We start from the raw sequence: 10,572 nt of genomic DNA on the forward strand, positions 1-10,572 counted from the left end.
TCCCTTTTCCTATGATTTCACTGCGTCTTTACTATTCCCAAAATGCCATTTTTAATAGTTGTTTTCCGCAGATTCTGCTTCCTTTACACAACAAAAAAGGACCCAACATCACAATGACGTTGAGCCCATCTTATTTTCCTCTTACTAGGCACTGCCCGACCGAATTACCTGCATCGGATTACCTGCCACGAAGCTATTAGGGGCTACATCCTTATGGACGACAGAACCCGCACCAATAATCGCATAATCACCAATCGTCACACCTGGCAGAATTGTCGTATTAGCCCCAACCATCACATGAGATCCAATACGTACATCACCTAACCGATATTCCTTTGTCAAATACTCGTGCGCCAAGATCGTCGTGTTATAACCAATAATTGTATTACTCCCAATGTAGATCCGCTCGGGGAAAAACACATCCACCATCACCATCAAGGCAAATGCCGAGTGCTCACCAACTGTCATGCCTAGAGCACGACGATATATCCAGTTCTTCAACCGCAAGGATGGCGAATAACGGGTGATTTGAATCCAAACGAAATTCCGCATAGCCTTCCACTTACTGACCGTTTGATAAATTTGCCACAGCGCATTTGGGCCATCTACGGGATACTTCTCTGTCTGCCTCAATCAACCTTCACTTCCGACGATATCCCGACTAATGGCAACAGGTCAAACATATCATCGACAATATGATCCGGGTTGTACTGCTCTAAATAAGAGCGCCCCTTCCAGGACCAGGATACACCTACAGATGTAACTCCTGCATTTTGAGCAGCCTCAATATCATAATGACTATCGCCTACCATCATTGCTTCATCAGGTGAACTGCCTAGCTCTTTCAGCGCTGCAATGATACCCTCGGGGCTCGGCTTTGGTTCTTTTACATCATCCACTGTTACAATAGCGCTGACGTAAGAGTCTAATCCACAAAGTTTCAGTCCCATCAATGTGGTAAGTCTGATTTTACTTGTCACGATTCCGATTTTGATACCTTTTTCGTGAAGTTTTGCCATTACCGTACGCACGTTCGGGAATTCCTGCACAAGCTCATCATGTTTAGCAAGGTTAAACGTACGATACTTAGTAATCAGCGCCTCAACTTCTTTTTTGCCTGTGAAAAATTCCATTTGCTCCACTAGCGGGCGACCCATATTGGGAATAATAAGCTCCCGACTAATAGGTTCAGGTGTTTCGCCTTCCAAGCTATGCAAGAACGATTGTACAATTAACTCATTCGTGTCTACAATCGTGCCATCCAAATCAAATAGTACGGTTTGAATCATAGTTTACTCCTTTATCTGTTTCTTCATCATTGACTACTTTGTTTTTATCAAGCGCTAGCGTAGATACAATTGGATCCGAGTAACGTTCATTGGAATAGCCTTTTTTTCTTCTAATGATGATCATGATCACGGCCGCAATGACAATTAGCAATGCAAGGAGTTGGGAGAAACGAATATTCCCTCCATATGTCAGTACGCCTGGTTCAAACACAATTTTCATAGGTGACCATAACGCATTCATTAATGAAGCTAACCAACCTGGCCCCGTGATGTCTAAGCTGTCAGTACGAATCCCTTCAATAAAGAAACGACCGATCGAATACCAGATGAAATAACTTAGAAATAGCTCTCCTGCCCGCAAAAACGGCCTGCGACGAAGCCAGAACAAGAACAGCAGACCTACAAAGCTCCATATCGATTCATACAAAAACGCAGGGTGGTAGAATGTCCCCTCGATGTTCATTTGATTCACAATAAAATTCGGTAAGTGCAAGCTATCTCTCAAAAACGACTCTTCTACCGGACCACCGTGAGCTTCCTGATTCATGAAATTGCCCCAACGACCGATTGCTTGTCCAACAATTAGACCTGGCGCAAGGATATCAGCAATTCGAAAGAAGTTATATCCCTTGGCCCGAATATAGAATGAAGTACCGATAATAGCCCCGATCAGAGCGCCATAAATTGCAATCCCGCCGTGCCATATCATGAATACTTCCCATAAATTATCCTTATAATCAGCCCATTGGAAAGCTACATAATAAATTCTAGCCCCAATAATGGCAGAAGGAACCCCAATTAACAATAAATCCATGAAGAAGTCAGGTACGATTTTGAATCGTTTCCCTTCCCTGATTGCCAACATTAAACCGATTAATGCGGCTGTTCCCAAAATAATGCCATACCACCTTACATGAATCGGCCCTAAGGAGAACGCAATACTTTCTAACATAGTTCCACTCCTTTATTTGGTGAGCTTACGCCCTCTCTCAATCAAAATCCTCAAAATCTTCATTCAACGATTCTGTCAGCTTATTCGTAAACTGCAGCGCCGCGTTATAACCCATACGCTTTAAGCGATAATTCATCGCAGCAACCTCAACAATGACGGCTAAGTTTCGGCCTGGTCTTACAGGTATCGTAACTAGCGGCAGATCAGTATCGATAATCCGCGTTAGCTCCTCATCTAAGCCCAAACGATCATATTGCTTCTCTTGCTGCCAATTCTCCAATTTTACAACAACTGAAATCTTCTTCACATTACGAATCGCACCTGCACCGAATAGTGTCATGACGTTAATGATACCTACGCCGCGGATCTCAAGTAAATGACGAATCAACTCTGGGGCATTACCCGTCAATACTTTATCCCCGTTTTGCCTAATTTCAACCGCATCATCCGCAATCAGTCGATGCCCTCGTTTTACAAGCTCAAGCGCAGTTTCACTCTTACCGATCCCACTGCTACCGGTAATCAACATACCTACCCCATAGACATCAACAAGTACACCATGGATTGTCGTGCTGGGTGCAAGCTTATTTTCAAGAAAACCAGTTAATCTGCTTGCAAAAATCGTCGTTGACAGCTGCGTTCTTAGCACCGGAAGATCACGCTTAGTTGCCTCTTCGAGTAATTCAAGGGGAACATCCAGTCCTCGCGTTACAATAATACATGGCGTTTCCTCAGGGGCACAAAGCTGTTCCACCCGATTTCTACGAACACCCGTCGTCAACATCTCTATAAACGTAATCTCTGTTTTTCCAAGCATCTGAATTCGCTCTTTGGGATGGTAATTGAAATATCCCGCCATTTCAAGACCAGGGCGATACAAGTCACCAGTAGTAATCGGACGCTTTAGCCCACCCTCACCTGCTAACACTTCCATATGTAGCTGTTCCATCATTTCGGAAACCTTTACCTTTTTGGCCATTGTCCTAACTCCTCCGAATTTGCTTATGTACCATTTGCTTTCCCTTGTTGCACGCAGGCTTCCAATAGTTTCATCGTAATGGAATACCTAATTGAAATCAACTACTGTGTTCATGAACCTCGAAATAAACAAAAAAACCAGCCGATAACGGCTGGCCTTTCAGTGCAATCCTATAGGTTTGGGTTAACCAGGATGGAAAGTGTTGATTCTTTATCGAAGAAATGAACTTTGTTCATGTCTAGTGCCAATTTAACGTTAGTACCTTCTTTGATTCCGGAACGACCGTCAACACGAGCGATTACTGTGTTAGCGCCGATACCGTTCAAGTACAAGTACATTTCGTGACCCAAGTTCTCAGTCAATTCAACGTTAACATTGAATACTGTTTTCGGGGAAGCTTCCAAGAATACTGGCTCTTCGTGAATATCTTCTGGACGAACTCCCAGAATCACTTCTTTGCCAACGAATCCTTTGTCTTTAAGAACTTGTGCTTTACCAGCTGGAACTTCAACGTTGACAGTACCTGCTTTGAAGAATACACCGCCGCCTTCAGATGCCAATGTTCCGGACATGAAGTTCATGGATGGGGATCCAATGAAACCAGCTACGAACATGTTCACTGGGAAGTTGTAGATTTCTTCTGGTGTAGCAGCTTGTTGAATAATACCTTTATCCATAACAACGATACGATCGCCCATTGTCATTGCTTCGATTTGGTCATGCGTTACGTAGATCGTTGTAACACCAAGACGTTTTGTAAGTTTTGTGATTTCCGCACGCATTTGTACACGAAGTTTCGCATCCAAGTTGGAAAGCGGCTCATCCATTAAGAATACTTGTGGCTCACGAACAATCGCACGACCCAAGGCAACACGTTGACGTTGACCACCGGAAAGTGCTTTTGGCTTACGATCAAGCAAGTGAACGATATCTAGAATTTTCGCTGCTTCGCGAACGCGAGCATCGATATCAGCTTTTTTGAATTTACGAAGTTTCAATCCGAATGCCATGTTTTGATAAACAGTCATATGCGGATAAAGAGCGTAGGATTGGAATACCATCGCGATATCGCGATCTTTTGGAGCTACGTCATTTACAAGGCGGTCTCCGATGTAAAGTTCACCTTCAGTGATTTCCTCTAAACCTGCGATCATACGAAGAGTTGTGGATTTTCCGCAACCGGATGCACCAACAAGAACTACGAACTCTTTGTCAGCAACTTCAAGATGGAAATCTTTAACTGTTGATTCTTCTGCACCAGAATATCTTTTAACGATATGATTTAAACGTACGCCTGCCATGATTTCATTCCCCCTACAATTTATCGTTCAAATGCTTTATTTATCAACATTTCTATATACACATCTTACCCTACAAGCGGCGGACTGACTATGCACAATCCCTACAAAAAAATCACTTTCTTTTCGTTACTTTGTACAATAGCAAGGCCAGACGTACCAAAACCGCATGATTAAACGTTCTAACATCCAGTCCCGTCTCGTTCTTGAACTTGTCCAACCGATAAAGCAGCGTATTACGATGAATATAAAGCTTCTTCGCTGTTTCACTTACGTTACAGTCTAGTGTAAAGAAATGCTCTAGCGTCGTTACCGTCTCGCTATCCAGCACATGATCCGTGCCGCGGAGCACCTGCTCAAGGAAATCGGTTTTCTCCTCTTCCTCTATAAGGTGCAACAACTTCTCAAGACGAAGCTCCCAACGCAGATGAATAAAGCTGCCTACGTGGAACGATCGGCCCAGCATAATGGTTTCACGCAGCTTTAGCACGGTAGCAAACAAAGACTTCGCCGGTTTCACAGGGAAATCAATGGCAAGATGGCATTCACCTACCCATTCATTTGCCAACATCTCATATAAACCTGAGCCAAGTGCATCAAGGGTTTGCTCAACACTTTCTTCCTCGTCCCCATCACGTTCTTCGCTGCCGCTAGTAATAAGGACCTCTGGTGCTAGGATTAACCACTCTTTTTCCAGTAAAGGAATCAGAATAATCTCCGCTTCAAAGAAAGATTCCAATAGCTTCTTAAGCTCCGTATAGGATACACGCTGGTTCTGAGGATAGTCCCCATACAACAAGAGAGGGATTTTGGTTGAATACAACGATGACTGTGAAGCAAGCGCATCTGGAAGCTCTGCATGGCCTGTACCGCGTTCCATTTGCTGCAGCAGCCAGTCTCTTAATTGATTCGACTTCCTTTCATCTTCAGACAGATAGGAGCCGAATTGCTTCTTCTCTACAGTTTGCTTAGATTCGATCGTAAGTTCGACGAGTTTGCGTTCTGAAATAGACAACTTACTCCCATTTATCTTTAGGACACGAACTTCTTTATGATCCTGTGAAATGAAGAAAAGAACTTCCTCTCCCCGGATCACACTACGACTCAATCCTTCTTGGCTCTCTCCCTGATCCTCCACAAGCTGGTGCCATTCGGAATCCGGTATCAGGCTTATCTGTATTGGCGATTGTAAAACCGCTTCCAATCGCTCCTTGACATGCTCCCAAATCATCTGCCTTCACTCCTTATTGCCTATAGCATCTTCTATATTTATCTCTCTATTGTACCATATGTCTGCCTATTCCTGTGAATCGAAAGGAACCCTCCTGCCACAATTGGCAAGAAGGTCCATATGAAAGAGGTGCTATTTGATTACGCGGCGAGCCGTTACGTAGTGATCTGCCCACCATTCTTTATTCATCGAGGTGAATTTGACACCACCTTCACCGTACGTATGAATCATCATGCCGTTACCAACATAAATACCAACATGTCCAATGTTTTTACCGGAATCTGGCGTTGTAAAGAAGACCAAGTCTCCGGTTTGTAAATTACTTTTACTAACGAAAGTGCCTTCCTTCGCTTGGTCGCGAGAAACACGTGGTAGCGTAATCCCATAAGCAGCAAACACCGTTTTTGTAAAAGAAGAACAATCCATTGTTTTGGTTTGACCATATTTCGCACCAAATACATATGGAGTTCCAAGATATTTCTGAGCGGTTAGGATCAACTCAGCTTTCAAACGATCCTTAGCTGAAAGAATACTTCTTCCACCAATAAAGCTGCCCTTAAGCTCACTTACATTGCGAGTGACGACTTCGTCTTTGCTCTGGGATGCCATGACCATTTTACCTTGGCCTACATAGATCCCAGCAAACGTTGGTTTTGAACCACTACCAAAGAACAAGACGTCACCTGGCTCAGCTTTATCTATTTTCGTGATTTTCGTGGATTTCATGTTGAATTGATCCGCTAAAGTTCTAGGTACTGTGTAATTTAACGTTTCATAGACATAATAGATCAGTCCTGATGAATCAAACCCTGCAGAAGGTGTTTCATCACTTTTGGAGTAATCTATGCCAACCATTTTTTTGGCTAATGAAACGGCATCCATATCATCATTTGCGGCATAAGCGGAAACAGCAGTTGTTGCTGATAATGCGATCGTAATCGCAGCAGTTATTCCTAGCGTGCGGTGTGCAAGACTCTTTAACATTGTATTTCCTCCTGTACGTGCTCTCTTGGGTGAGTTGGGTAAAATGGAAAACATCTCAGTTACTAGTACAAGATTACCATGGTAATGAAAAGACTTTCATTCCTAAAATATTTCCTAACCACCATGACATTGGCAATGGTGCCAATTGTTTCATTTTATTAAAAACACAACTTCATAGGTGGCATCCTCATATTCTTCATGGATTTGGAAATAATTGTAGTAGCACTTTTTGGTTTTTATTCTCGTTAGCTATGGAGGTGACAAGCATGAAAGATCATAATCATTATCCAACCTTTGATGTCATGGAAGAAAGCAGGGAATGGGATGTACACACGAGATCCATTGTGAAAGCTCGACTTATTCGTGAAAATGCATACGGATATGTAACGGTCATTGAGGCCGAAACGCTTCGTGCTTGGTGTTCACTGCTTATGGACGATCATCGCGGAGAAATCATTCAATACGTCATTAACCATATCGATCAGGTACTATCTGAAAATAAAGGTGAGGGACATCGCAAGGTGGGTACACCTCCTATTCGAGTACTTTTACGTCAAGGACTCAAAGCGATTGACGAAACAGGATGGATTGCGAATAGTCAGCCTTTCTTTCAATTAGATGAGACGAACCAACGGAGCATTATGCTTCAGATAAGCAACGATAGCTATCCACCTACGAAAAATTGGGATGGCATTCCTCAAAAAATCTTATTCCAAAAGCTTCTTCAACTCTGTGTAGAAGCTTACTATGCTCATCCTTTAGTTTGGTCGGAAATTGGGTTTGGAGGGCCTGCTTATCCTCACGGATACACCCTTCATAGTCCTGACCAACTTGAATCCTGGGAGGCTGCGAAACGATCATGAAGTGGCGCTATGAGAATGAAACCGTAGACATTGTTATCGTAGGAGCAGGCGCTGCTGGAGGTGTTCTAGCCAAAGAACTCAGTGAAGCTGGGCTTGGTGTAGTTGTGCTTGATGCAGGGCCTTGGCGTGATCCTGTGAAGGATTTCGCAAGTGATGAACTGAGTATGAAGCACCTCGCTTGGGAGGATACGCGTCTTGTTGATGCTACCGAGACATTCGTTACTGGAAAGCATCATTCGGGAAAAGGGGTTGGCGGCGGCACCCAGAACTTTACGGGGGTTTTTCTGCGATTTCATGAATCTGATTTCAAAACGAAGGCCATTGATGGCGTTGGGGAAGATTGGCCCATTCATTACAAAGATTTAGAACCCTATTACTCGCGTGTTGAAAAAGAAATCTCCGTTTCCGGCCCTAAGCATTTCCCTTGGGGAAATTTTCAGGGTCCATATCCCTTTCCAGAACTAGATTCGCTTAGTCCTAATGCTGTCTTATTTCACAAAGGATGCAAATCTCTTGGTATTCAATCCGCACCTACACCCTTAGCCATCCTCTCTAACCCGTTAGAAGGCCGATCTGCTTGCACCAATCGTGGGTTCTGCCTGCAAGGTTGCATCCCTAATGCGAAATTTAGCACATTGATCGTGCACATTCCTAAAGCAGTTCAAGCAGGTGCCGAAATTCTCGCAGATTGCAGGGTCACTCAAATCGAAGTTAATGACTATGGCCATGCTTGCGGGGTTCTGTTCGTCCACGAAGGCATAACCTATCGGCAACGTGCCAAAACTGTTATCCTCTGTTCGCACGTTGTGGAAACACCTCGTTTGCTACTCCACTCCGCCACACCACAGTTCCCTGATGGATTAGCCAATTCCAGCGGATGGGTAGGCAAGGCGATTATGACGCATAGCAGCAACGATGTTTATGCCAAGTTTGAAGAGGAAGTCCGATTGTACAAAGGAACACCCGTGCTGGCATCTACCCAAGATTTCTATGAGACAGATCCACGTAGAGGCTTTGTCCGCGGGTATACCATACATGCTCACGGCTCTCGGCCTATAGAGATGGCAGAAGGCATTCGCAAGGCCACTGAGGCGCCTTTGTGGGGCTCGTCCTTCAGACAAGCTATGCAGGATTACAACTTCTATGGTCGTCTCAAAATGGTCGGAGAAGTCCTTCCCAATTGGAACAATCATGTTGCGTTAGCTGATGAAAAAGATGAATATGGTATTCCTATGGCTTCCTTAGCCTTCAATTACTGCGATAACGATCTCAAGCTCCTGGATCACGCTGTTGAAAATATGAAGTTGATCCTCCGTGCAGCTGGTGGAGAGATCTCCTATGTCGTACCAGATACACAACATCTGATGGGTGGTTGCCGGATGGGCAATGACGCCGCTACATCCGTGGTGAACTCGTACGGTCAAAGTCATGACATACCGAACCTATTCATTTGTGATGCTAGCCTATTCGTCACCTCTAGTGGAGGCAATCCTACGCTTACCGTAATGGCCTTAGCAGCAAGAACTGCTGATTACATTATTGACCTTGCCAGCTCCTGATTGTTATCCTTAACAACAAGTAAACTAAAGGAAGGAGCTTCTGATCTCTATGGCCATTGCTGAATTCACCATCATCCCCATCGGAACGGCCACAACCAGCCTGAGCGGCTATGTCGCTGACCTCCATAAAGAATTAGAGCGACATGAAGATATCCGCTTTCAAATGACACCCATGGGTACCATCCTGGAAGGCCCTTTAGACCGTTTATTCGAGGTCATCCGTGCCGTCCACGAGGTTCCCTTCTTGCATGGTGCTGCTCGTGTCTCCACGTCCATCAAAATCGATGATCGCCGCGACAAGCACGCCTCCATGGAACAAAAAATGCAGTCCGTCGCTGACAAGCTCTGAACAGCAAAAAAGCATCCTATAGCAGGATGCTTTTTCTATATAAAATGGAAACAAAAAAAGACCCTATGGTCTTGTACGTTTACTTATAAAAGTGAGTCATGTAGGATTCGAACCTACGACACCCTGATTAAAAGTCAGGTGCTCTACCAACTGAGCTAATGACTCGTAGGTGAAAGGAAAATGGAGGCTGATGGATTCGAACCACCGAACTCGAAGAGAGCAGATTTACAGTCTGCCGTGTTTAGCCACTTCACTAAGCCTCCAGATACGAGATACCCGTACTGCCAAAGCAATACAACCATCTCAATGGCTTTGGACGGAATCGAACCGCCGACACGAGGATTTTCAGTCCTCTGCTCTACCGACTGAGCTACAAAGCCAAATGATTATTTATAGCATGTCCTACATTAATTATAAAAGAAATGGCGGAGCTGACGGGATTCGAACCCGCGGTCTCCTGCGTGACAGGCAGGCATGTTAGGCCACTACACCACAGCTCCATGCTACAAAGGTCTTACCATAAAAATGGTGCCGTCGAGAGGACTTGAACCCCCAACCTACTGATTACAAGTCAGTTGCTCTACCAGTTGAGCTACAACGGCGTAAAAGATGATGGTGGAGGCTGACGGGATCGAACCGCCGACCCTCTGCTTGTAAGGCAGATGCTCTCCCAGCTGAGCTAAGCCTCCATCTGGTGTTTGGTTTTATGGTAGCGGCAGAGGGGCTCGAACCCCCGACCTTACGGGTATGAACCGTACGCTCTAGCCAGCTGAGCTACGCCGCCACATAAAAGTGTATATATATTTGGAACTGGCGGAGAGAGAGGGATTCGAACCCTCGCACCACTTACGCAGTCTAACCCCTTAGCAGAGGGTCCCCTTATAGCCACTTGGGTATCTCTCCAAGATATATATACGATTCAGGAATAGTATTCCCTGAAAACTAGATACGAAACTTCAACGTAGGTATTACTCTTAGGAATTTTGGTTAAGCCCTCGACCGATTAGTATTCGTCAGCTGCATACGTTGCCGCACTTCCACCTCGAACCTATCAACCTCGTCGTCTAC

General features: G+C 44.6%; 10 protein-coding genes, 8 tRNA genes and 1 rRNA gene. 3 read left to right on the forward strand and 16 right to left on the reverse strand.

What is annotated here, in order from left to right:
* Positions 1-144 precede the first annotated feature (144 nt).
* The 7 genes from ASL11_RS06475 to ASL11_RS37400 form a co-directional block, all read right to left on the reverse strand.
* Entirely contained in the window at positions 145-633 is a 489-nt protein-coding gene (locus ASL11_RS06475; RefSeq protein ID WP_056611305.1) for an acyltransferase, read from the reverse strand.
* On the reverse strand, positions 630-1,289 hold the full coding sequence (ppaX, locus tag ASL11_RS06480; RefSeq protein WP_056611307.1) for a pyrophosphatase PpaX: 660 nt from the start codon (positions 1,287-1,289) through the stop codon (positions 630-632). The genes ASL11_RS06475 and ppaX overlap by 4 nt, the downstream gene beginning before the upstream one ends.
* On the reverse strand, positions 1,267-2,241 hold the full coding sequence (gene lgt / locus ASL11_RS06485) for a prolipoprotein diacylglyceryl transferase (protein ID WP_082595300.1): 975 nt from the start codon (positions 2,239-2,241) through the stop codon (positions 1,267-1,269). The genes ppaX and lgt overlap by 23 nt, the downstream gene beginning before the upstream one ends.
* Before the next feature lie 37 nt (positions 2,242-2,278).
* On the reverse strand, positions 2,279-3,220 hold the full coding sequence (hprK, locus tag ASL11_RS06490) for an HPr(Ser) kinase/phosphatase (RefSeq protein WP_056611310.1): 942 nt from the start codon (positions 3,218-3,220) through the stop codon (positions 2,279-2,281).
* A 170-nt stretch (positions 3,221-3,390) separates the two neighbouring features.
* The gene (locus tag ASL11_RS06495; RefSeq protein ID WP_056611312.1) at positions 3,391-4,521 is read right to left on the reverse strand and encodes an ABC transporter ATP-binding protein; all 1,131 of its coding nucleotides are present in this window, start codon (positions 4,519-4,521) and stop codon (positions 3,391-3,393) included.
* Between the two features lie 112 nt (positions 4,522-4,633).
* Positions 4,634-5,749: a PucR family transcriptional regulator gene (locus ASL11_RS06500; RefSeq protein WP_056611315.1), complete on the reverse strand. Its 1,116-nt coding sequence runs from the start codon at positions 5,747-5,749 to the stop codon at positions 4,634-4,636.
* Positions 5,750-5,881: 132 nt separating this feature from the next.
* Positions 5,882-6,733, reverse strand: a complete 852-nt coding sequence (locus ASL11_RS37400; RefSeq protein WP_056611318.1) for an NlpC/P60 family protein — start codon at positions 6,731-6,733, stop codon at positions 5,882-5,884.
* Between the two features lie 266 nt (positions 6,734-6,999).
* On the opposite strand from ASL11_RS37400, the gene ASL11_RS06510 reads away from it, so the two are divergent.
* From ASL11_RS06510 to ASL11_RS06520, 3 genes are read left to right on the forward strand one after another with little or no spacing between them, the layout of a single operon-like run.
* Positions 7,000-7,596 carry a gluconate 2-dehydrogenase subunit 3 family protein gene (locus ASL11_RS06510; RefSeq protein WP_056611321.1) on the forward strand — a complete coding sequence of 199 codons (597 nt, stop codon included), beginning with the start codon at positions 7,000-7,002 and terminating at the stop codon, positions 7,594-7,596.
* Positions 7,593-9,155: a GMC family oxidoreductase gene (locus ASL11_RS06515; RefSeq protein ID WP_056611325.1), complete on the forward strand. Its 1,563-nt coding sequence runs from the start codon at positions 7,593-7,595 to the stop codon at positions 9,153-9,155. The genes ASL11_RS06510 and ASL11_RS06515 overlap by 4 nt, the downstream gene beginning before the upstream one ends.
* A 49-nt stretch (positions 9,156-9,204) precedes the next feature.
* A complete protein-coding gene (locus ASL11_RS06520; protein ID WP_056611327.1) occupies positions 9,205-9,504 on the forward strand; it encodes an MTH1187 family thiamine-binding protein in 300 nt (99 codons plus the stop codon).
* A gap of 92 nt (positions 9,505-9,596) precedes the next feature.
* Here ASL11_RS06520 and ASL11_RS06525 read toward each other — a convergent pair.
* The 9 genes from ASL11_RS06525 to ASL11_RS06565 form a co-directional block, all read right to left on the reverse strand.
* Positions 9,597-9,669: transfer RNA gene (locus tag ASL11_RS06525), tRNA-Lys, on the reverse strand.
* 16 nt (positions 9,670-9,685) lie between these two features.
* Positions 9,686-9,767: transfer RNA gene (locus tag ASL11_RS06530), tRNA-Tyr, on the reverse strand.
* A 44-nt stretch (positions 9,768-9,811) separates the two neighbouring features.
* Positions 9,812-9,884, reverse strand: a tRNA-Phe gene (locus ASL11_RS06535).
* Positions 9,885-9,927: 43 nt separating this feature from the next.
* Positions 9,928-10,004, reverse strand: a tRNA-Asp gene (locus ASL11_RS06540).
* A 26-nt stretch (positions 10,005-10,030) separates the two neighbouring features.
* Positions 10,031-10,106: transfer RNA gene (locus ASL11_RS06545), tRNA-Thr, on the reverse strand.
* 11 nt (positions 10,107-10,117) lie between these two features.
* Positions 10,118-10,193: transfer RNA gene (locus ASL11_RS06550), tRNA-Val, on the reverse strand.
* Positions 10,194-10,211: 18 nt separating this feature from the next.
* A tRNA-Met gene (locus ASL11_RS06555) sits at positions 10,212-10,288 on the reverse strand.
* 27 nt (positions 10,289-10,315) lie between these two features.
* Positions 10,316-10,407 (reverse strand) — tRNA-Ser (locus tag ASL11_RS06560).
* Between the two features lie 80 nt (positions 10,408-10,487).
* Positions 10,488-10,572, reverse strand: a 23S ribosomal RNA gene (locus ASL11_RS06565); the annotation flags it as partial.

Source organism: Paenibacillus sp. Soil750, assembly GCF_001428045.1.
GTDB lineage: Bacteria > Bacillota > Bacilli > Paenibacillales > NBRC-103111 > Paenibacillus_E > Paenibacillus_E allorhizoplanae.

Excerpts from the sequence above, each read along its gene's own strand:
- hprK (WP_056611310.1), bottom strand. The coding sequence starts at position 3,220 with ATGGCCAAAAAGGTAAAGGTTTCCGAAATGATGGAACAGCTACATATG.
- ASL11_RS37400 (WP_056611318.1), bottom strand. The coding sequence starts at position 6,733 with ATGTTAAAGAGTCTTGCACACCGCACGCTAGGAATAACTGCTGCGATT.
- ASL11_RS06500 (WP_056611315.1), bottom strand. The coding sequence starts at position 5,749 with ATGATTTGGGAGCATGTCAAGGAGCGATTGGAAGCGGTTTTACAATCG.
- ASL11_RS06510 (WP_056611321.1), top strand. The coding sequence starts at position 7,000 with ATGAAAGATCATAATCATTATCCAACCTTTGATGTCATGGAAGAAAGC.
- ASL11_RS06495 (WP_056611312.1), bottom strand. The coding sequence starts at position 4,521 with ATGGCAGGCGTACGTTTAAATCATATCGTTAAAAGATATTCTGGTGCA.
- ppaX (WP_056611307.1), bottom strand. The coding sequence starts at position 1,289 with ATGATTCAAACCGTACTATTTGATTTGGATGGCACGATTGTAGACACG.
- ASL11_RS06515 (WP_056611325.1), top strand. The coding sequence starts at position 7,593 with ATGAAGTGGCGCTATGAGAATGAAACCGTAGACATTGTTATCGTAGGA.
- lgt (WP_082595300.1), bottom strand. The coding sequence starts at position 2,241 with ATGTTAGAAAGTATTGCGTTCTCCTTAGGGCCGATTCATGTAAGGTGG.
- ASL11_RS06520 (WP_056611327.1), top strand. The coding sequence starts at position 9,205 with ATGGCCATTGCTGAATTCACCATCATCCCCATCGGAACGGCCACAACC.